General features: G+C 70.8%; 18 protein-coding genes and 1 tRNA gene. 9 read left to right on the forward strand and 10 right to left on the reverse strand.

Translation table 11 applies throughout. From position 1 onward, the window contains the following. Nucleotide 1: 1 nt before the first annotated feature. Together IRX98_RS11560 and sodN are read right to left on the reverse strand one after the other, a co-directional pair. Nucleotides 2-1,108, reverse strand: a complete 1,107-nt coding sequence (locus IRX98_RS11560) for a GNAT family N-acetyltransferase (protein ID WP_224276870.1) — start codon at nt 1,106-1,108, stop codon at nt 2-4. Nucleotides 1,109-1,308: 200 nt separating this feature from the next. Further along, entirely contained in the window at nt 1,309-1,710 is a 402-nt protein-coding gene (gene sodN, locus IRX98_RS11565) for a superoxide dismutase, Ni (RefSeq protein WP_224276873.1), read from the reverse strand. Between the two features lie 50 nt (nt 1,711-1,760). Between sodN and IRX98_RS11570 the strand changes: the two genes are divergently transcribed. Then, nucleotides 1,761-2,102 carry a S24 family peptidase gene (locus tag IRX98_RS11570; RefSeq protein WP_224276875.1) on the forward strand — a complete coding sequence of 114 codons (342 nt, stop codon included), beginning with the start codon at nt 1,761-1,763 and terminating at the stop codon, nt 2,100-2,102. A 20-nt stretch (nt 2,103-2,122) separates the two neighbouring features. Continuing rightward, nucleotides 2,123-3,295 (forward strand): NAD(P)-dependent malic enzyme, encoded by a 1,173-nt coding sequence (locus tag IRX98_RS11575; protein ID WP_224276876.1) that lies wholly within the window; start codon nt 2,123-2,125, stop codon nt 3,293-3,295. A 52-nt stretch (nt 3,296-3,347) separates the two neighbouring features. Here IRX98_RS11575 and IRX98_RS11580 read toward each other — a convergent pair whose 3' ends face one another. Further along, entirely contained in the window at nt 3,348-4,568 is a 1,221-nt protein-coding gene (locus tag IRX98_RS11580) for an IS30 family transposase (RefSeq protein WP_224276878.1), read from the reverse strand. 243 nt (nt 4,569-4,811) lie between these two features. Here IRX98_RS11580 and IRX98_RS11585 point away from each other — a divergent pair, with 243 nt between their 5' ends. Together IRX98_RS11585 and IRX98_RS11590 are read left to right on the forward strand one after the other, a co-directional pair. Then, nucleotides 4,812-5,780, forward strand: a complete 969-nt coding sequence (locus tag IRX98_RS11585; protein ID WP_224276880.1) for a zinc-binding dehydrogenase — start codon at nt 4,812-4,814, stop codon at nt 5,778-5,780. Further along, nucleotides 5,777-6,472: an SDR family oxidoreductase gene (locus IRX98_RS11590; RefSeq protein ID WP_224276882.1), complete on the forward strand. Its 696-nt coding sequence runs from the start codon at nt 5,777-5,779 to the stop codon at nt 6,470-6,472. Before IRX98_RS11585 ends, IRX98_RS11590 begins: the two co-directional genes overlap by 4 nt. On the opposite strand, the gene IRX98_RS11595 is transcribed toward IRX98_RS11590, so the two are convergent. Further along, complete coding sequence (locus IRX98_RS11595) at nt 6,473-6,997, reverse strand: nitroreductase family deazaflavin-dependent oxidoreductase (RefSeq protein WP_224276884.1); 525 nt, start codon at nt 6,995-6,997, stop codon at nt 6,473-6,475. Nucleotide 6,998: 1 nt separating this feature from the next. Then, nucleotides 6,999-7,640 (reverse strand): TetR family transcriptional regulator, encoded by a 642-nt coding sequence (locus tag IRX98_RS11600; RefSeq protein ID WP_224276886.1) that lies wholly within the window; start codon nt 7,638-7,640, stop codon nt 6,999-7,001. A 145-nt stretch (nt 7,641-7,785) separates the two neighbouring features. Between IRX98_RS11600 and IRX98_RS11605 the strand changes: the two genes are divergently transcribed. Then, nucleotides 7,786-8,874 (forward strand): flavin reductase family protein, encoded by a 1,089-nt coding sequence (locus tag IRX98_RS11605; RefSeq protein WP_224276888.1) that lies wholly within the window; start codon nt 7,786-7,788, stop codon nt 8,872-8,874. A gap of 14 nt (nt 8,875-8,888) precedes the next feature. Then, nucleotides 8,889-9,983 carry a fatty acid desaturase family protein gene (locus tag IRX98_RS11610; RefSeq protein ID WP_224276890.1) on the forward strand — a complete coding sequence of 365 codons (1,095 nt, stop codon included), beginning with the start codon at nt 8,889-8,891 and terminating at the stop codon, nt 9,981-9,983. Nucleotides 9,984-10,046: 63 nt separating this feature from the next. Here the strand turns inward: IRX98_RS11610 and IRX98_RS11615 are convergent, their stop codons facing one another. Then, nucleotides 10,047-10,223 (reverse strand): DUF6104 family protein, encoded by a 177-nt coding sequence (locus IRX98_RS11615; protein WP_207084593.1) that lies wholly within the window; start codon nt 10,221-10,223, stop codon nt 10,047-10,049. 21 nt (nt 10,224-10,244) lie between these two features. Next, nucleotides 10,245-14,072: a multifunctional oxoglutarate decarboxylase/oxoglutarate dehydrogenase thiamine pyrophosphate-binding subunit/dihydrolipoyllysine-residue succinyltransferase subunit gene (locus IRX98_RS11620; RefSeq protein WP_224276892.1), complete on the reverse strand. Its 3,828-nt coding sequence runs from the start codon at nt 14,070-14,072 to the stop codon at nt 10,245-10,247. A gap of 197 nt (nt 14,073-14,269) precedes the next feature. On the opposite strand from IRX98_RS11620, the gene IRX98_RS11625 reads away from it, so the two are divergent. Then, nucleotides 14,270-14,890: a hypothetical protein gene (locus tag IRX98_RS11625; RefSeq protein WP_224276894.1), complete on the forward strand. Its 621-nt coding sequence runs from the start codon at nt 14,270-14,272 to the stop codon at nt 14,888-14,890. Then, on the forward strand, nt 14,887-15,816 hold the full coding sequence (locus IRX98_RS11630; protein WP_224276896.1) for an LCP family protein: 930 nt from the start codon (nt 14,887-14,889) through the stop codon (nt 15,814-15,816). Before IRX98_RS11625 ends, IRX98_RS11630 begins: the two co-directional genes overlap by 4 nt. Nucleotides 15,817-15,877: 61 nt before the next feature. Here IRX98_RS11630 and IRX98_RS11635 read toward each other — a convergent pair whose 3' ends face one another. The 3 genes from IRX98_RS11635 to IRX98_RS11645 form a co-directional block, all read right to left on the reverse strand. Further along, nucleotides 15,878-17,314 carry a choice-of-anchor P family protein gene (locus IRX98_RS11635; RefSeq protein ID WP_224276898.1) on the reverse strand — a complete coding sequence of 479 codons (1,437 nt, stop codon included), beginning with the start codon at nt 17,312-17,314 and terminating at the stop codon, nt 15,878-15,880. 160 nt (nt 17,315-17,474) lie between these two features. Beyond that, nucleotides 17,475-17,547, reverse strand: a tRNA-Arg gene (locus IRX98_RS11640). A gap of 70 nt (nt 17,548-17,617) precedes the next feature. Further along, nucleotides 17,618-18,115, reverse strand: coding sequence for a thioesterase family protein (locus IRX98_RS11645; protein ID WP_224276900.1), 498 nt, complete (start codon nt 18,113-18,115; stop codon nt 17,618-17,620). Between the two features lie 90 nt (nt 18,116-18,205). Here IRX98_RS11645 and argS point away from each other — a divergent pair, with 90 nt between their 5' ends. Beyond that, entirely contained in the window at nt 18,206-19,885 is a 1,680-nt protein-coding gene (gene argS / locus IRX98_RS11650) for an arginine--tRNA ligase (RefSeq protein ID WP_224276902.1), read from the forward strand. Nucleotides 19,886-19,888 lie beyond the last annotated feature (3 nt).

Consider the following 19,888-nt stretch of genomic DNA (forward strand, 5'->3'; position numbering starts at 1 on the left):
GTCAGAGCTCGGCACCCGTCATTCCCGCAGCGACGCTCGAGGTCACCGTGAAGCGGACGTGGAACCGTCCGTCCTCGGGACCCGCGGAGGCGTCCTGCGCCATCGTGTCCAGCACCTGCCAGGCGAAGCTCTCGGTGTCGAGCGGCGGCTCGTCGGCCGCCTCGGTCTCGAGCGTGACGGTCAGCGCCCCCGCGCCGAAGTGGAAGCACGCCACCAGGTCCGTGCCCGGGTCGGCGGCCGGCATCGCGAGCGCGGTCGCCTCACCGATGGCGATCCGCAGGTCCTCGATGTCGTCGATCGTGAAGTCCAGCCGGGCCGCCAGTCCGGCGGCCGTGGTGCGGACCACCGAGGCGTAGGCACCCTCGGCGGGGATGCGGAGCTCGACGTCGGCGCGAGAGCCCCCCGTGTGATCTGCCATCAGCGTCAAGTCCCGTCGTCGAGGCGGATGTGCTCGCCACACCCTAGCCCGGTTGGGGCGGAACCAGGGGCAGACCTGGTCACGCGTGCGCAGTGCGTGGCGGTGCGCGCTGTCCTCCACGAGCGGGGACTGCCGGTCGGCGCGGGGCGTGGCCTCCGCGGGCGTGCACCCCGGCGCGGCGGTGAGCTCGACCACCACGCCGTACACGCCGTAGCCGTTGCCCTGCTCGGTCACGGGCCCGAGCCGACGCAGCATCCCCAGGGACGCCGGATTGTCCTTGAAGACCTCCGTCACGATGCGCTGCACGCCTAGCGGGCGGTGACGCATCAGCACCTCGAGCAGGACGGTCGCGACGCCACGGCCCTGCCAGGCGTCCTTGACCGTGACCGCCAGGTCGGCGGCGTCCGGGACGTCGGCGTAGCGCACGATCCGCGCCAGCGCGACGGGGTCATAGGTGTCCGGCGACGTCTCGACGCACAGCACGAGGGCGACGTGGTCCACGCCGTCGACGTCGTCGACCAGGTGCGCGAGCATCTCGTCGCTGAGGTGGTGCACCGGCGCCAGGAACCTCCGGCGCTGCGACTCCGGGGAGAGGGTCTCGAACTCCGCGGCCAGCGTCGCGCGGTCGGTGCGCATGAGGGGTACGACGATCGCGTCGGTGCCGTCGCGCAGCCGGACCTCCTCGATCAACGCGGGATCCTCTCGGCTCGACTGGTCCGAGGATGCACGACGCCGCCCCGGTCCGCGAGGACCGGGGCGGCGTGTGGGGGTGAAGAAGGTGCGGAGCAGCAAGCCGCTCAGAAGGTACGGAGCAGGAAGCCGCTCAGAAGGTGCGGAGCGGCAAGCCGCTCAGAAGAAGGCCTGAGCAGTCGCGGCTCCGCCGCACCTGCTCAGGCCTTCTTCGTCTCCCAGAAGATCTCGGCGATCTCGTCGATCTTGGCGAGCAGCTCGTCGGCCTTGGCCGCGTCGAGCTCACCCTTCGTGCCCGAGGCGCCGGCGAGCTTGGTGGCCTCGTTGACCAGCGTGTGCAGCTGGGGGTACTTCTCGAAGTGCGGGGGCTTGAAGTAGTCGGTCCACAGCACCCACAGGTGGTGCTTGACGAGCTCCGAGCGCTGCTCCTTGATGAGGATCGCGCGGGTGCGGAAGTCGGGGTCGTCGTTGTCGGCGACCTTGGCGATGATCGCCTTGATCGACTCGGCCTCGATGCGTGCCTGGGCGGGGTCGTAGACACCGCAGGGCAGGTCGCAGTGGGCCGAGACCTCGATGGTCGGGGCGAAGAAAGTGCGAAGCATGTGCAACCTCTCGAACGTCGGGGAATTGCTCTCCTGCGACACTACTCCGCGTGGAACGCGCGGGTCAGTGGGGTCTCGCCCGGGTGGGTGGGCGCTCGATGCTCCCCACGCTGCGCGACGGTGACCGGCTGCTCGTGCAGTACGGCGCGCAGGTGCGGCCGGGCTCCCTGGTGGTCGCGCGGTTCCCGGACGGGACGGTCGCGGTCAAGCGGGCCCAGGAGCAGCGGCGTACGGCGTCGGACGCAGTGGGTTGGTGGCTGGTGAGCGACAACCCAGACGAGGGCGTGGACTCGCGCCACCGCGGACCCGTGGCAGAGGACGCGGTGCTGGGCGTCGTACGCCTGCGGGTGTGGCCTTCCCCACGCGTGGGACGGGCCCTGCGCGCCCGCTGAGCTGTGCGAGTATCGCCGACATGGCCTCGCACCCGCACCCAGGCGATCCCGTGTTCGACCTGCACGTCGGCGGCAAGATGGAGACCGTCTCGACCGTCGCCCTCACCGGTCCCGACGAGCTCTCGCTCGCCTACACCCCCGGTGTGGCGCGGGTGTGCGAAGCGATCGCCGCAGACCCGTCGATGACCCAGCACTACACGTGGGTGCCCAACGTCGTCGCCATCGTCAGCGACGGCACCGCCGTCCTCGGCCTCGGTGACATCGGCCCTGCGGCCGCGATGCCCGTGATGGAGGGCAAGGCGGTGCTGTTCAAGCAGTTCGGCGGCGTCGACGCCGTGCCGATCTGCCTCGACACCACCGACGTCGACGAGATCATCGAGACCGTGGTCCGTCTGGCCCCCAGCTTCGGCGGCGTGAACCTCGAGGACATCTCGGCGCCCCGCTGCTTCGAGATCGAGGCCCGGCTCAAGGAGCGCCTCGACATCCCGGTCTTCCACGACGACCAGCACGGGACCGCGGTCGTGGCCCTCGCCGCGCTGACCAACGCCTTCCGCCTCACCGGTCGCGACCCCGGCACCGCCCGGGTCGTGATCCAGGGCGCCGGTGCCGCCGGCGTGGCCGTGGCTCGCATCCTGCTCGAGGCCGGCGTGCGCGACATCGCCGTGCTCGACCGGCAGGGCGTGCTCAACTCCGAGCGCCACGACCTCACCGAGGTCAAGGCCGCGCTGGCCCGCGACACCGCCGATGTCTTCGGCCGCCGCGGCACCCTCGCCGACGTAATGGACGGCGCCGACGTCTACATCGGTGTCTCCGGCGGACAGGTGCCCGAGGAGATCGTCGCCTCCATGGCGCCCGAGGCGATCATCTTCGGCCTGGCCAACCCCACGCCCGAGGTGCACCCCGACCTCGCCCACAAGTACGCCCGCGTGGTGGCCACGGGTCGCTCGGACTTCCCGAACCAGATCAACAACGTGCTCGCCTTCCCCGGCATCTTCCGCGGGGCCTTCGACGTGCACGCCACTGCGATCACCGAGGGCATGAAGGTCGCCGCCGCGACCGCGCTCGCCGAGCTGGTGGGCGACGCGCTGAGCGAGGACCTGATCATCCCCTCGCCGTTCGACCCCCGGGTGCCGGGTGCCGTGCGCGAGGCCGTGGCCGCTGCCGCTCGCGCCGACGGGGTCGCTCGGCGCTGAGCCCCCGATCGCCGCACGTGCGGCGGTCGTGGCCCTCGGATCGTCGGCGGATTCAACCGGTGGTCGCAACACCAGGTGGTCCTGACTCACCGGACAGTAGTGCTTGGAGGGTTTCGGCTGGCGTGCGCCACTTCAGGGTCTTGCGCGGTCGACTGTTGAGTTGCGCGGCGATGTTGTCGAGCATTCCGGGGCCGTAGAACGAGAGATCGGCGCCCTTGGGCAGGTACTGACGCAGGAGCCCGTTGGTGTTCTCGTTGCTTCCTCGCTGCCAGGGCGAGTGGGGATCGCAGAAGTAGATCGCAAGCCCGGTCGCCTCAGCGATCTGGACGTGGTTGGCCATCTCGCTGCCCTGATCCCACGTCAGGGAGACTCGCAGCTGCTCAGGCAGTGTCGCCATCTTGGCGACCATCGCTTCCTGCACGATGTCGGCGGTGTGGCCACCGGGCAGGTGGAGCAGCATCACGAACCGCGTCGCTCGCTCGACCAGCGTGCCCACAGCTGATCCCGACCGGGCCGAGCCGAGGATCAAGTCGCCTTCCCAGTGACCGGGCACAGCGCGGTCCTCGACCTCGGCCGGACGTTCGCTGATCATCACCATCGCGGCGAACCGCTCGCGCCGCTGGTCATTCCTGCGGTGGGGCTTGCGTACGGTCCGACCGGTGCGCAGGTGCTTGACCAGCTCGCGCTTGAGCGTGCCGCGGCTCTGGACGTAGAGCGATTGGTAGATCGTCTCGTGCGACACCCACATCTCCGGATCGTCGGGGAAGTCCTCCCGCAGCCGTCGCGCGATCTGCTCGGGACTGTGGTCATCGACCAGTCTGGACTGCACCTCCTGCCGCAGCCGTTCGTTGCTCGCCAGCCGCGCCCGTTTCGGACGTTGAGCCTGTCGATCGGCATCGGCCTGTGCTGTCGACGCCCGGTACTCCAGCCGACGTCGGGCAGGACGGTTGCCATGGTGCTGAACCCGTCGAAGCTCGCGACTGATCGTCGACGGTGAGCGGTCGAGCTCGCGTGCGATCTCTCGCACGCCAGCATCGCGTGCGCGCAGCAACGCGATCTCCTCGCGCTCCCTGAACGACAAGCTCCGCGACCGGCGTCCTACCATGGCTGGAGGCATCACTCCGCCACGCTGACCGAACCACCGGTTCCCCGTGCGGCGCGACACACCAACCACCACCGCCGCTTCCTCCTGCGACAACCCCCGACGTACCCCGGCCCAAAACCGGGCAACCGTCTCAGCCGGCGGCGCAGGCCGCCCTTCACGCGCATCCATCGCACACCCCAATCGATCAGGTGTTGCGATCACCCCTTGAACCCAAGGTCGGATGGAGGGCCAGACCCGCCGCACGTGCGGCGGTGACGGACCTAGGGCCCGATCGACGGCTCCGGCGCGACGAGCGTCCGCATGCGCGCCGAGAGGTGCGGGTCGCGGTACCGCGCCCTCGCCGACCTCCGCCACGTGGGACGGAACGTGTCCGGGTCCTTCGTGCTCCGCACCACTCGCTAGGGTCGGGGAATGTTCGCCGTCTACGCCGAGTCCTTCTCCTTCGACGACCCGATGAGCGGGCTGGTGGTGGGGGAGCGCCCCGCACCCGAGGCCCCCGACGGGTGGGCCACTGTCACGGTCAGGGCCGCCAGCCTCAACCACCACGACCTCTGGTCGCTGCGCGGGGTGGGCCTGCGAGAGGAGGCGCTCCCGATGATCCTGGGCTGTGACGCGGCCGGCCTCGACGAGGACGGCAACGAGGTCGTCGTCCACGGTGTCATCGGCGACCCGGCCTGGACCGGCGACGAGGCCGACGACCCGGGCCGATCGCTGCTCTCCGAGCGCCACCAGGGCACCTTCGCCGAGCAGGTCGTCGTCCCGCGCCGCAACCTGGTGCCCAAGCCGGCGTCGCTGTCCTTCGAGGAGGCGGCCTGCCTGCCGACCGCCTGGCTCACTGCCTACCGGATGCTCTTCGTGCAGGGTGCGTGCCAGCCCGGCGAGACGATCCTCGTTCAGGGCGCCGGCGGCGGCGTCGCGACCGCGCTCATCACGTTGGGACGCGCCGCGGGCCTGACGGTGCTGGCGACCAGCCGCGACGAGGCCAAGCGCACCCGCGCCCTCGAGCTCGGTGCGCACGAGGTCTTCGAGTCCGGCGCCCGACTGCCGGTGAAGGTGGACGCGGTGATGGAGACCGTCGGCAAGGCGACCTGGACCCACTCGATCCGCTCGCTGCGCCCCGGCGGCCGCATCGTCATCAGCGGCACGACGTCCGGCCCCGACGTCGACGACGCCGGCCTGACGCACGTCTTCTTCAAGCAGCTCTCGGTCATCGGCTCCACGATGGGCACCCGGGCCGAGCTCGACCGGCTCGTCCGCTTCCTCGACGCCACCGGCGCCCGCCCGCTCGTCGACCGCGCCATCCCGATGGAGCAGGCGCGTGACGGCTTCGCGGCGATGGCCGGGGGCGACGTCTTCGGCAAGATCGTCTTCACCCGGTGAGGAACGTCCTCACCGGCGCCGGGTCCGGCATCGGGCTCGCCCTGGCCCACCGCCTGGCCGACCGCGGCGACGACCTGGTCCTCGTCGCGCGCAGCCACGCCCGCGCGGACGAGCTCGGCCGGAGCTTCCCGCGCGCGCAGCTGCTCGTGGCGGACCTGGCCGACCCCGGCACCCTCAACGGCCTCGGTCGCCAGGTCGACGGCGAGGTGGACACGGTCCTGCACGTCGCAGGCGTGGTCGACCTCGGACGGGTCGACCGGCTGCGCCTCGCGGAGTGGGAGGAGCAGATCACGGTGAACCTCACCGCCCCCGCGGTGCTGACCCGTGAGCTCCTGCCGCACGTGCGCGCCAGCCACGGCACGGTCGTCTTCGTGAACTCCTCGGCCGGGCTCAGCGCCAGCGCCGAGTGGTCGGCGTACGCCGCCTCGAAGTTCGGGCTGCGCGCCTTCGCCGACGCCCTGCGTGCCGAGGAGGTCGAGAACGGCGTCCGGGTGAGCACGGTCTACCCCAGCCGCACCGCCACCCCGATGCAGGAGAAGGTGCACGAGCAGGAGGGCCGGACGTACGACGCGTCGCGCTGGATCAGCGTCGACACCGTCGTCGACACGATCGTGCACGTCATCGACCTGCCGTTCGACGCCACCATCCCGGACGTGACCGTCCGTCCGGTGGTGCCGCGACCCGGCACCTGATCAGGCGGGCTCCAGCACGAAGGCGCGGATCCGTCGCTTCGTGCCGACGCGGGCGCGGTAGCTGACGTAGCCGGGGTAGAAGCGCCCGGCCAGCGCGAAGACCTCGTCGGCCTCGGCGGGCGTGGCCGGACGCGCCATCACCTCGCGGGAGACCCCGCGATAGCTGACCGTCGCGCGGGGATCGGCCTCCAGGTTGAGCACCCACGCGGGCGTCGAGGCCTGGCCGAAGTTGGTGCCGAGCAGCGCCAGCGTGCCGGCGTACGGCGTCGCGATGAGGTGGCTGGTGCGCCGCTGCCCGGACCTGCGACCGGTCGTCGTCACCTCCAGCACCGCCAGCCCGGCGAGCAGGCCCGGCGCGCTGTGGCGCCCGCGGGAGAGCCGGACCACGACGTCGTCGAGGCGGCGCAGGGTGTGCGAGAACACCCACCCGCCGGCTCGGGTGCCGGCGCCCCGCCGCACCAGGCGGTGCAGCGGGTTGGCCGAGGCGTGCGCGTAGCCGAGGTCGGCAGCGAGTCCAGCGGTCATGTCAGGTCCTTCCGGTCGATCGCCAGCCCAGCGCGCCGACGAGCAGCATCCGCAGCTGGGTGCGCGCATCGGCGAGGGTGCGCTCCTCGGAGTCGGGGTCCTCCACGAGCCGCTCGGCCATGGTGACCACGAAGGAGACGATGAGGTCGGCCAGCAGGCCGATGTCCTTGCTGGAGTAGTGCTCCGCGGCCCCGCTGCGGGCGATGTCGGTCGCCAGCTCGCGGGTGATGAGCTCGATCTCGTGGCGGATCGCCTCGCGGACCCGGGGCGGCCCGGCGGTCCGCTCGCGAGCGATGAACGCGTAGTGGGAGCAGTTCTCCCGCACGTGCTGGGCCACGATGGGCAGCGAGCCGTCGATGAAGTCGCGGTACTCGGGGGCGTGGCGCCACACGTCGAGCAGCATCAGCCGCAGCGACCGGAAGCTCTCGTCGACGAGCGCGAGGCCCAGGAGCTCGAGGGAGCCGAAGTGGCGGTAGAACGCGGTCGGCACCACGCCGACCTGCTTGGCCACCTGGCGCAGCGAGATCGCAGCCAGGTTGGAGTCGGCGGCCAGTGCGAGGGCGGCGTCGAGGATCGCCCGGCGGGTGCGCTCCTTGCGCTCGGCGCGCGACTCACCGTCGTCGGCCTCGGCGGTCTCCTGCATGGCGCGATCGTAGGGCACGGCCTCGACGGCCTTGGGTGGACACGTGTGCACCGACGTGCGGTGGATCACGGGCGACGCCCGTTGACGCGCTGAGGGCGAGCGGTGATAGTTGAGTGAACAGACGTTCACTCAACGGGAGGCCAGCATGGCGCTCGTCTCGATGATCACCCGCTCGCGCACCATGGCGGCCCTCGCCTCGCCGCACGGGGTCGACCACTACCTCTCGCGCATCAACCCGATGTGGGCCGCGCACGAGGTGCGCGCCCGCGTCGTCGGCGTACGCCGCGAGACCGACACCCCCGGCGCGCCGGTCGCGACCCTCACGCTCCAGCCCACCACGACCTGGCGCGGCCACCGCGCCGGGCAGTACGTCCAGGTGGGGCTCGACCTGCCGGGGTCGGCGCGCCGGATGACCCGCTGCTTCTCCATCTCCTCTCCCGCCTCGGGACCGGGGGAGCAGATCACCCTGACCATCCGCTCCCACGCGGACGGCCAGGTCAGCAAGTACCTCGTCGAGGCCGAGCCCGGCCAGGTGCTGCACCTCTCGCAGGCGCAGGGCGACTTCACCCTGCCGGTCAGCCCGGCCACGCCAGGCATCGACCCGCTGCTCTTCATCACAGGCGGCTCGGGCATCACGCCCGCGATGTCGATGGTGCGGACGCTCCTCCGCGACGGCTACGACGGCCGCGCCGGACGCCCGGTGACGTTCCTGCACTACGCCCGCTCCGCGGCCGACCAGATCTACGCCGACGAGCTGGCCCGGATCGCAGCCGCCGACAACAACGTCACGGTGCACCTGCGCCACGGCGACGCCGTCTTCAACGAGCTGGAGCTGCGTCGCCTGGCCCCGCGCTACCGCGACACCGACACCTGGGCGTGCGGACCGGCCGGGATGATCGACCTGGTGCGCGCGGCGTACGCCGAGAGCCCCCGGCTCCGCCTGGAGCTCTTCAAGCCGCCCGCGACGGGCACCGGCAGCGCCAAGGGGGACCTCGTGTTCTCCGGCAGCGGCGAGCAGGTGGCCAACACCGGCGCCTCCATCCTCGAGCAGGCCGAGGAGGCGGGCCTCGCCCCGGCCTTCGGCTGCCGGATGGGCATCTGCTTCTCCTGCACCACCCGCAAGGCCGAGGGCATTGTGCGCAACGTGCTCTCCGGTGCCGAGTCCTCGCTCCCCGACGAGGACATCCAGATCTGTGTCTCTGCCCCCGTCGGCGACTGCGTCGTCGACCTGTGAAGGAAGGACCCACCATGAAGCCCCACCTGACCCCCCAGCAGCTCGAGGCGTTCGGCAACGAGATGGACGCGCTGCGCCAGCGCGTCCTGGCCGACCTCGGCAAGGACGACGCCGCCTACATCCGCGAGGTCGTCAGGCGCCAGCAACAGCTCGAGGTCCTCGGGCGTGCGCTGTTCTACCTCCCGCCCGCCTGGCCGCTCGCGGTCGCGGCCCTCTCGGCCTCCAAGATCCTGGAGAACATGGAGATCGGCCACAACGTCATGCACGGCCAGTACGACTGGATGGGCGACCCCCACCTCAGCTCGCGCGTCTACGAGTGGGACAACGTGTGCCCCAGCGAGCAGTGGAAGTACTCCCACAACTACATCCACCACACCTTCACCAACATCCTCGGCAAGGACCGCGACATCGGCTACGGCATCCTGCGCATGGACGAGGACCAGGAGTGGCACCCCTACTACCTCGGCAACCCGGTCTACGCGCTGCTGCTCATGGTCTTCTTCGAGTGGGGCGTGGCGATGCACGACCTCGAGGTGGAGAACATCGTCAAGGGCACCCGCAGGCTGGAGGAGAACAAGGCCCTCCACGCCGGCATCATGCGCAAGGTCCGCCGCCAGGCACTCAAGGACTACGTGCTCTTCCCGGCGCTCACCGGCCCGCTCTTCCCGCTCACCCTCGCGGGCAACGCCGCCGCCAACCTGGTCCGCAACGTGTGGGCCTTCAACATCATCTTCTGCGGCCACTTCCCCGCAGGGGCGGAGACCTTCAGCACCGAGGAGTGCGAGGACGAGACCCGCGGACACTGGTACTACCGCCAGGTCCTCGGCTCGGCCAACATCTCCGGCGGCCCGCTCTTCCACGTCATGTCGGGCAACCTGAGCCACCAGATCGAGCACCACCTGTTCCCCGACCTGCCGGCCAGGCGCTACCCGCAGATCGCACCCGAGGTGCGCGAGATCTGCGAGCGCTACGGCATCGCCTACACCACCGGACCGCTGCGCAGGCAGCTGATGAGCGTGGCGCGCAAGATCTGCCGCCTCGCGCTGCCCGACCGCGCGACGGCGCCGCCGGACGAGCCGGTCGCCGTACGCCGTCCGCAGGCCGCCTGAGCCGAGCCGAACGGCCCGCCCCCGGTGCCCGGGGCGGGCCGTTCGGTCGTGTCCGGGTCCGGCTCAGTCCTCGGGGTCGTCGAGCCTGGCCAGCCAGGTGGCCAGCCGCTCGACCGGGACCTCGAACTCGGGGTTGGCGTCGACGAAGGCCTGCAGCTGCTCGGCCAGCCAGGCCAGGGTGACCTCCTCGTCACCCCGGCGCCGCTCGAGCTCCTCGATCCCGCGATCGGTGAAGTACACCGGTGGTTCTCCCTGCGTGCCTCAGTAGTCGTTGCCGCGGTTGCGCGGCGTCTCGAAGGCCGTGTCGAGGAGCGTCTTCTGCTCCTCCACGTGCCGCTTGACCGTGCCCACCGAGGGCGAGGCCGACGCCGGGCGCGTGACCGGCTCGACCGTGAGGTCGAGCTGGGGCCACACGTTGAGCTGGTAGTGCGGCCACGGGCCCATGTTGCGCGGCTCGTCCTGCACCCAGCGGATGGCCTTGAGGTTCGGGTACTTCGCGATCTCGGCCCTGATCTCCTCGACCGGGTTCGGGTAGAGGCGCTCGATCCGGCCGATGGCGAACTGCGCACCGTTGTCGCGCTTGGTCCGCTCGACCATCAGGTCCCAGGTGACGCGGCCCGAGCACATGATCAGCGTCTCGACCTGCGCGGGGTCGGCGGCGTCGTCGCCGATGAACGCCCGGAAGGTCGTGTCGCCGACGAAGTCCTCCGGCCTGGAGGCAGCCTCCTTGCGCTTGAGCATCGACTTCGGGGTGAAGACGATCAGCGGACGGTGCTCCTCTCCGAGCGAGTGCCGACGCAGCAGGTGGAAGTACGACGCGGGGGTCGAGGGCTGCGCGATGACCATGGCGTCCTCGGCACACATCGTCAGGAAGCGCTCGATGCGCGCCGACGAGTGGTCGGGACCCTGGCCCTCGTAGCCGTGGGGGAGCAGCAGGACGACGCCCGACTGCTGGCGCCACTTGGTCTCGCCCGCGGAGATGAACTCGTCGATGACGGTCTGCGCGCCGTTGACGAAGTCACCGAACTGCGCCTCCCACAGCACGAGGGCCTCGGGACGCGCCACGGAGTAGCCGTACTCGAACCCCAGGGCGGCGTACTCCGAGAGCAGCGAGTCGTAGACGTAGAACTTCGCCTGGTCCTCGGTGAGGTTGGTCAGCGGCGTCCACTCGTCAGCGTTGGTGCGGTCGATGATCGTGGCGAAGCGCGACACGAACGTGCCGCGGCGCGAGTCCTGGCCGGCCAGCCGGACCGGGCGGCCGTCCATCAGCAGGGAGCCGAACGCCAGGATCTCGCCGGTGCCCCAGTCGATGGGACCGTCGGTGATCGCGGCGGCGCGGCGCTGGAGCTGCGGCATCACCTTGGGGTGGACGGTGAAGTCGTCCGGGGGCGTGACGTAGCTGTCCGCGATCCTCTTGAGCACCTCGGGGGTCACCGCGGTGGAGAAGTCCCCGGTCGGCTTGTCCGGGTAGTCCGGCACGGTCGTCCACTCGGTGGGCGCCTCGGAGCTCGCCTCGCGCACCTCGGTGAAGACCCGCTCGAGCTGCTGCTGGTAGTCCTTGAGGACCTGCTCGGCCTCCTCGATCGTGATGTCGCCACGACCGATGAGGGACTCGGTGTAGAGCTTGCGCACCGAGCGCTTCTGCTCGATCAGGTCGTACATCAGCGGCTGGGTGTAGGACGGGTCGTCGCCCTCGTTGTGCCCGCGACGGCGGTAGCAGACGAGGTCGATGACGACGTCCTTGTTGAACGCCTGGCGGTAGTCGAAGGCGAGCCGGGCGACGCGGATGCACGCCTCCGGGTCGTCGCCGTTGACGTGGAAGATCGGGGCCTGCACCATCCGCGCCACGTCGGTGGCGTAGAGGGAGGAGCGTGAGGATCCCGGGGCGGTGGTGAAGCCGACCTGGTTGTTGATGACCACGTGCACGGTGCCGCCGGTGCGGTAGCCGCGCAGCTGCGACAGGTTGAGGGTCTCGGCCACGACGCCCTGGCCGGCGAAGGCGGCGTCGCCGTGCACCAGCAGGGGCAGCACCGGGAACTTCTCGCCCTGGTCGAGGAGGTCCTGCTTGGCGCGGGCGATGCCCTCGAGGACCGGGTTGACCGCCTCGAGGTGCGAGGGGTTCGCCGCCACGGAGACCTTGATCTTGTCGCCCGACCCGGCGACGAACTCGCCCTCGGCGCCGAGGTGGTACTTCACGTCGCCGGAGCCCTGCACGGTGCGCGGGTCGATGTTGCCCTCGAACTCGCGGAAGATCTGGCTGTACTTCTTGCCGACGATGTTGGCCAGCATGTTGAGCCGACCGCGGTGGGCCATGCCGATGCAGACCTCGTCGAGGCCGGTCTCGGCGGCCGCCTCGCAGATCTCGTCGACGAGCGGGATGGTGGTCTCTCCGCCCTCGAGGCTGAAGCGCTTCTGGCCGACGAACTTGGTCTGCAAGAACGTCTCGAAGGCCTCGGCCTGGTTCAGCTTGAGCAGGATGCGCAGCTGCTCCTCGCGGGGCGGCTTCACGTGCGGCTGCTCCACGCGCTCCTGGATCCACTTGCGCTGCTCGGGGTCCATGATGTGCATGTACTCGATGCCGGTGGTGCGGCAGTAGGAGTCACGCAGGATGCCGAGGATGTTGCGCAGCTTCATGAAGCGCCGGCCCTCGCCGCCGAACGAGCCGGTGGCGAACTCGCGGTCGAGGTCCCACAGGGTGAGGCCGTGCGACTCGATCTCGAGGTCGGGGTGGCTGCGCTGGCGGTACTCCAGCGGGTCGGTGTCGGCCATGAGGTGGCCACGGACCCGGTAGGCGTGGATCAGCTCGAGGATGCGCGCCTGCTTGACGATGTCGTCGTCGTGGCTGGCGACGACGTCGCGCGCCCAGCGGATCGGCTCGTAGGGGATGCGCAGCGAGCGGAAGATCTCGTCGTAGAAGTCGTTCTCGCCGATGAGCAGGGCGTGCACGCGCTTGAGGAACTCACCCGACTGCGCACCCTGGATGACGCGGTGGTCGTAGGTCGAGGTCAGCGTCATCGACTTGCTGATGGCGTTGCGGTTGATCGCCTCCTCCGAGGCGCCCTGCCACTCCGGCGAGTACTCCATCGCGCCGACGCCGATGATCGCGCCCTGGCCCGCCATCAGGCGCGGCACGGAGTGCACGGTGCCGATGCCGCCGGGGTTGGTGAGCGAGATCGTGGTGCCCTGGAAGTCCGCCACGGTCAGCTTGTTGTCGCGCGCCTTGCGGACCACGTCCTCGTACGCCGTCCAGAACCCGGCGAAGTCCATGGACTCCGCGCCCTTGATGCTCGGCACCAGCAGCTGCCGGGTGCCGTCGGGCTTCTTCATGTCGATCGCGAGCCCGAGGTTGATGTGGGCCGGGGTGATGAGGTTCGGCTTGCCGTCGACGACCTCGAAGCCGACGTTCATCTCCGGCATGTCGCGCAGGGCGCGCACGAGGGCGTAGCCGATGAGGTGCGTGAAGGAGACCTTGCCGCCGCGGGCGCGGGCGAGGTGGTTGTTGATGACCGTGCGGTTGTCCCACAGCAGCTTGACGGGCACCGAGCGCACCGAGGTGGCGGTGGGCACCGACAGCGAGGCGTCCATGTTGGCGGCGGTGCGCGCCGGCGCGCCGCGCAGGACGGTGTAGGTGGGGGAGTCGCTGGTGGGCGACGGCGCTGCGGGCTTCGGGTCCTTGGCGACGGGCTTGCTCGTGCCCTTGGCCGGCTCCTCGGCCGCGGCCGCGGGGCGCGGCGTCGACTTCGCGGGCGACTTCTGCGCCTCGGCGGTCTTCTCGCCGGTCTTCTCGGCCGGCTTCGCGGCGGGCGTGTCAGCGGACTTCGCCGCCGGCTTCGCAGCTGCCGGCGCCTGGGCAGGGGCCTGGGCCGGGGCCTTCGCCGGAGCCGCAGCCTTCGCAGGCGCGGCACTCGTGGCGGCGGACGAGGTCGAGGCCCCGTTGCCGAAGTAGGCAGCCCACTCCGGACCCACGCTCGAGGGATCCTTGTCGTACTGCTCCTTCATCTCGTCCACGAGCCACTCGTTGGCTCCCAGGTCAGATGAAGGTGCAACCGATGACTGGTTGCCGGACTGCCCGTTCGGGGACTGCGCCACGCTTGTTTCGCCTCTTCCAGATCTCTTCGCGCATGGGTTTGACAACTGTGCCTGTCTAGGGCGCTGACAAGGCTAGTCGCACACGCTCGCAAATGCAGGGGCGGGCTCAGGGTTTGAGGCATGGTGTGGCCCACACCCCGTTCCACCCCCTGTTTCGCCCCCTGTTTCGCCCCCGTTCCGCCCCGCTGGAGTCGTACATGCCTAGCCCCTCGCAGGGCCGCAACCCGTGGGCCCGCCGCTGTGCGGCACTCGCCCTCGCCCTGCTCGTCCCCCTGTCCGCGACCGCCTGCCGGTCGGCCTCGGAGCCCTCCGCCGCGCCCGAGCGGCTGAGCCGCAGCGACGCGCAGGCGAGCCTGGCCTCGCACCCCGTCGAGACGAGGACCCGGATCCGCCGCGTCCACGGCCGGCTGCCCGACCCGCGCCGCAAGGCCGTACGCACCCAGGTCGGCGCGGTCGTCGACCGCTGGTGGGACGCCGCCTACCTCGGCGGCACCTACCCGCGCAGCAGCTTCCCGTCGGCCTTCCCGGGATTCACCGACGCGGCCGAGCAGCGGGCCCGCGCTGACAAGGCGCTGCTCACGAACCAGACCCGGGCCCCGCACGTCGACGCCGTGACGCCACGGCGGCGCACGGTCTCCCTCGACATCCTGGCCACCCGGGGACGGGCACGCAGCGTCACCGCCCACGTCCTGCTCCGCTTCGACAGCACGGGGGAGCGACCCGCGACCACGACGGTGCGCGGACGCCTGTTCCTGACGCACAAGCGGGGTGCGTGGCGCATCTTCGGCTACGACCTGGCGAAGGGATCGACCCGATGACCTCACCGTCGACCACGCTGCTCCGGGCCCGGCGAGCCGTTCGGGCGGCGGTCCTCACCGGCGTGCTGGCCCTCACCGCGCTGGTGGTCCCGCAGTCCTCGGTGCAGTCCTCCGAGGTCAGCCTGGTGAAGATCCGCCACGCCCAGGGGGTCGCCGCCGGGGGCGCCGACGTGGTCTGGATCCTCGCCGTCGGCTCCGACGCCCGTCCCGGCCAGGCGATGACCCGCGCCCGCGGCGACGCACTCCAGATGATCGGCATCAACACCCGCACCGGCGCCGCCACCGCCATCGGCGTACCCCGTGACTCGTGGGTCAGCATCCCCGGCCACGGCCGGGAGAAGATCAACTCCGCGCTCTACTTCGCCGGCCCGCGCGGCATGGCCGGGGCGATGAGCAACCTCATCGGCATCGAGCCCGACTACGTGATGGTGACGCGCTTCCCGTTCTTCGAGGACATGGTCGACGACATCGGCGGCATCACCGTCACCAACCCGCGCCGGTTCTCCGACCCCAACCTGAAGAAGGAGGGGTTCGCGAAGGGCCGGATCCGCCTCGACGGCTACAACTCGATGGCCTTCTCCCGCATCCGCTACGGGCTGGCCGGCGGCGACTTCGACCGTTCGGCCAACCAGCAGCGCACCCTGCGCGGGATCCACGCGCGCATCCGCGCCCAGGCCGAGGTCCCCGGCTTCATCGAGCGCGGTGTGATGACCGTGCTGGAGCACACCGACACCAACGCCTCGCCGGCCGAGCTGTTCGAGCTCGCCCAGGCGGTCGCCCAGGTGGACCCGTCGAAGATCACCACGTGCGTCGTCCGCGGCCGGATCGGCTTCGTCGGTGCGGCGAGCGTGGTCTTCCCCGACGTCGCCCAGGCCCGGCGCCTGGGGCGCCAGGCCCGCGGCGACGCGCAGCTGCGGGGCTGCTGACCGGCGGACTTGCTGATCGGCCGACGGCTGGTCGGCCGACGGCTGGTCGGCCGACGGCTGGTCAGTAGGGGTAGATCCGGCCCGCGGTGCGGGCCAGGTCGATGACCACGGCCTCGGAGTAGAGCTTGATCCGCAGTCCGATGACCTGCGAGCCGCGGAAGCCGGTGTCGACGAGCTGGCGCTGGATCTCACCCGCACCGTTGGGGAGCTCGACCACGCCACCGGGGGCCGGGACCTCGACGGGCTGCCCGCCGACGGTGATGGACCCGATGCCGGTCGAGATCTTCGACCGGACCCGCTTGCCGGCCTTCTGGCGCATCGCGGCTCGCGAGCTGACGTCGCTGATGACCAGCTGGGCGGTGGGGATGGACACCGACCGGATCGCCGTGCGGGACCAGCCCTTGGCCACCTTCTTGCCGCGGAACTGGTCGCCGTTGACCTGGTAGGTGACGCCCTCGAGCAGCACCGGCACCGGGAGCAGCTGGCTGGCGTTGGGGACCTGGTAGGTCTGCGTGCGCCCCTGCGAGCCCTGGCAGGGCAGCGCCTTGTGCTGGACGTTGCCGAACTTCAGCGCGCCCTGGAGGGCCTGGTAGTCCATCGCCGTGCCGCCGGATCGGAAGACGCCGACGGGGGCGGGGCCACCCATCCGCACGCGCGCCGTGCCGAGCTCGACGAGCTGGCGGCGCTCGCCGGCGGTGACCTCGATGCGCAGGGCGGAGGCCTGCGACTGTGCGTTGTGGTCGTTGGCCCGGCCGTTCTCGTAGCCGAGGGCGATGCTGCCGAGGCCGGGGATCTGGATCGGCTTCGTCACGTCACTCAGCACCTGGAAGACCTCCTGGGCCGCCTGCTGGGTGCCGGTGAAGACCGTGTCGGTGACCTGCTGCAGGGGCGCGAGGAGCTCCTGGAGCTCGGGCGGCAGGCTCTCGACCACCGTGTTCTCGAGCAGGCTCAGCGAGATGCTCGCGAAGGTGAAGCTCTCGTCGTGGCCGTAGCCCTGCGGGGTGTGGAAGGCGTTGGCCGTCGTGCGGAGCCCCTTGATGACCAGCTTCGGGGTGGTGAGCGGCCCGACGGTGCCGCCGATGCTGATGTCGCCGATGGTGTTCGTCCCGCGTACGCCGTGCGTGGCACCGTCGACGTACGTCTCGGTGCGGCTGGTGCTGGCCGAGATGTTGATGAGCGGGTTGTCCGGCACCGACGCGATGCTGTCCGCCTCGACGACCTTCCCGACCGCTCGCGTGCACAGCTGCTGGGCGTGGGCGTCCTTGAGGTTGAGCGCCTCGACGCTGTCGGTCACCAGCTTCACGCCGTAGACGTCACCGCGGTAGCCGAAGTTGCTGAGCCGGTCGGCGCGGGCAGCCTTCGCGGCGCTCGCGCCGACTTCCTCGGCGGCGGTCGCGGGTGCGGTGGCGCCGGTGCCGAGGACGAGCCCGACGCTGAGCCCGGCGCCGAGCGCCGCGGTCGCCCGGCGGCGGATGCTGTGTCGTACGTGGTCCCTCATGGTCCCTCCCAAAGGATCGGGAGCCGACAACGCGACCGCATCCCCTGTGACCGGCCGGTAGCTCCCTCGCGCGATCAACGACGCAGGCGCGGATGGGTGACGGTGGTCACCGGAGGAAATGCAGAGCGGCAGCACCCTGCTGGGTGCTGCCGCCGACGTGCGCCTCCGGCAGGATTCGAACCTGCGGCACCTGGTACCGGAAACCAGTGCTCTATCCCCTGAGCTACGGAGGCCAGCGCCGGCTGGGCCAGCGCGCGGTGAAGACTACCGCCTCACCCGGCCGGGTCGTGCAACGACCTCGACTCAGCGCAGCCCGAGCGAGCCCGAGGTGTGCGCGTCGAAGGGCAGGGCAGCGTGCTCGGCGACCCGTGCGTCGAGCGCGGCCGCCACGTCCTCGGGCCACGGCGCCGTCAACCGGGTCTCCATGTCGATGTGGAGGAAGACCTCCTCGACCACGCACGCCACGCGCTGGTGGGTCTCGTCGAGCAGGTAGACGAGTGCGTGGCCGGCTCGCTCGGACCGGCCGAGGAGCCGCACCCGGGCCGACATCGTGTCGCCGGTGCGGAGCTCGTGCAGGTAGGTCACGTGGTGCTCGGCGGTGAAGCAGGCGTGGCCGTGGGTGAGCGGCCACATCTGCGGGATGCCGACCTCGACCAGCGACTCGTCGAGGCCCTCGCTGGCGATGCCGATGTAGTGGCGCACGTTGAGGTGGCCGTTGATGTCCTCGAACGGCATCGGCACGGGCTGCTCGACGTAGGCCGGGAGGTCGCAGAGCTGGTCATAGGTCGGGTGCGTCGTCACAGGCAGGACCCTAGGGCCAAGACGGGCCCGGGCGAACCAGGGCGTGAAACCGGTTCGGGCGGGGGAGTGGTCCGCCGATAGGCTTGCCCGGTGAATCCTGAGCAGCTTTCCGAGACCATCGTCGACGTGCTGGGGGCCCTCGTGGCCGACGGCACGATCACGCTGCCCGACGGCGTGCCGACCCAGGTCACGGTGGAGCGACCCCGGCAGAAGGGCCACGGCGACTACGCCACCAACGTCGCGATGCAGCTGGCCAAGAAGGCCGGGACCAACCCGCGCGCCTTCGCCGAGCTCGTCGCCGAGCGCCTGCGTGCTGCCGACGGCATCAGCGAGGTCGAGGTCGCAGGCCCCGGGTTCCTCAACGTGAGCGTCGAGGCGGGCGCCCAGGGCCGGGTCGCAGCCGACGTCGTCGCGGCAGGTGCGGCGTACGGCAGGTCCCAGGTCCTCGCGGGGCAGACGATCAACGTCGAGTTCATCTCCGCCAACCCCACCGGCCCCCTCCACCTGGGGCACACGCGCTGGGCCGTGCTCGGCGACGCGATCGCCCGGGTGCTGCAGGCTGCCGGCGCCGAGGTGGCGCGCGAGTTCTACATCAACGACCGCGGCAACCAGATGGACCTGTTCGGTGCGTCGCTGGAGGCCGCCGCCCTCGGCCGGCCGATCCCGGCCGACGGCTACCAGGGCGCCTACATCGCCGACCTGGCCGCAGCCATCGTGGCCGAGCACCCCGGCATCGTCGACCTGCCCGAGGACGAGCGCCTGCCCGCCTTCCGCGAGGCCGGCTACGCGCTGCAGCTCAAGGAGCAGCAGGACCAGCTCGACGGCTTCAACACCCACTTCGACGTGTGGTTCTCCGAGCGCGGGCTGCACGCGGCCGGCTCGGACGGGTCGGTGGCGGACACGCTCCAGGGCCTCAAGGACAACGGCCACCTGTTCGAGGCCGACGGCGCGCTGTGGATGCGGACCACGGACTTCGGCGACGACAAGGACCGCGTGCTGATCCGCTCCAACGGTGAGCTGACCTACTTCGCCTCCGACACCGCCTACTACCTCAACAAGCGCTCGCGCGGCTTCGACCACTGCATCTACCTGCTCGGCGCCGACCACCACGGCTACGTCGGTCGCCTCCGCGCGATGGCGGCCTGCGTGGGCGACGACCCCGCGCTGACCCTCGACGTGATGATCGGCCAGATGGTGAAGATCATGCGCGACGGCGAGGAGATGAAGCTCTCCAAGCGTGCCGGCACCATCGTCACGCTCAACGAGCTGATGGACGAGATCGGCGTCGACGCCCTGCGCTACTCGCTGGCCCGCTACCCCGCGGACAGCCCGCTGACCCTCGACGTCGCCGAGATCACCAAGGCGTCGGCCGACAACCCCGTCTACTACGTCCAGTACGCCCACGCCCGCACCTGCCGGATGATGGAGAACGCCGCCGACGTGGGCATGGCGCTGCCCGGCGAGGACTTCGACCCCTCGCTGCTCGACCACGAGCTCGACGGTCGCCTCCTGCGTGCCCTGGCCGACTACCCGCGGGTGGTGGCGAGCGCCGCGGAGCTGCGCGAGCCGCACCGCGTCGCGCGCTACCTCGAGGACACCGCGGCGGTCTTCAACAAGTGGTACGACACCAAGGAGTGCCGCATGCTGCCTCAGGGCGACGAGCCGGTCACCACCGCGAACCTGTCGCGCCTGGTCCTCGTCGCGGCCACCCGCACGGTCCTCGCCAACGGCCTCGACCTGCTCGGCGTCACCGCGCCCGAGAGGATGTGATCG

Source organism: Nocardioides lacusdianchii (assembly GCF_020102855.1).
Classification (GTDB): Bacteria; Actinomycetota; Actinomycetes; order Propionibacteriales; family Nocardioidaceae; genus Nocardioides; species Nocardioides lacusdianchii.

What these genes read in the sequence shown, in the direction of transcription:
- sodN (WP_224276873.1), bottom strand. Translation starts at nt 1,710, where the DNA reads ATGCTTCGCACTTTCTTCGCCCCGACCATCGAGGTCTCGGCCCACTGC.
- IRX98_RS11575 (WP_224276876.1), top strand. Translation starts at nt 2,123, where the DNA reads ATGGCCTCGCACCCGCACCCAGGCGATCCCGTGTTCGACCTGCACGTC.
- IRX98_RS11580 (WP_224276878.1), bottom strand. Translation starts at nt 4,568, where the DNA reads ATGGATGCGCGTGAAGGGCGGCCTGCGCCGCCGGCTGAGACGGTTGCC.
- IRX98_RS11585 (WP_224276880.1), top strand. Translation starts at nt 4,812, where the DNA reads ATGTTCGCCGTCTACGCCGAGTCCTTCTCCTTCGACGACCCGATGAGC.
- IRX98_RS11595 (WP_224276884.1), bottom strand. Translation starts at nt 6,997, where the DNA reads ATGACCGCTGGACTCGCTGCCGACCTCGGCTACGCGCACGCCTCGGCC.
- IRX98_RS11600 (WP_224276886.1), bottom strand. Translation starts at nt 7,640, where the DNA reads ATGCAGGAGACCGCCGAGGCCGACGACGGTGAGTCGCGCGCCGAGCGC.
- IRX98_RS11605 (WP_224276888.1), top strand. Translation starts at nt 7,786, where the DNA reads ATGGCGCTCGTCTCGATGATCACCCGCTCGCGCACCATGGCGGCCCTC.
- IRX98_RS11610 (WP_224276890.1), top strand. Translation starts at nt 8,889, where the DNA reads ATGAAGCCCCACCTGACCCCCCAGCAGCTCGAGGCGTTCGGCAACGAG.
- IRX98_RS11625 (WP_224276894.1), top strand. Translation starts at nt 14,270, where the DNA reads ATGCCTAGCCCCTCGCAGGGCCGCAACCCGTGGGCCCGCCGCTGTGCG.
- IRX98_RS11630 (WP_224276896.1), top strand. Translation starts at nt 14,887, where the DNA reads ATGACCTCACCGTCGACCACGCTGCTCCGGGCCCGGCGAGCCGTTCGG.
- IRX98_RS11635 (WP_224276898.1), bottom strand. Translation starts at nt 17,314, where the DNA reads ATGAGGGACCACGTACGACACAGCATCCGCCGCCGGGCGACCGCGGCG.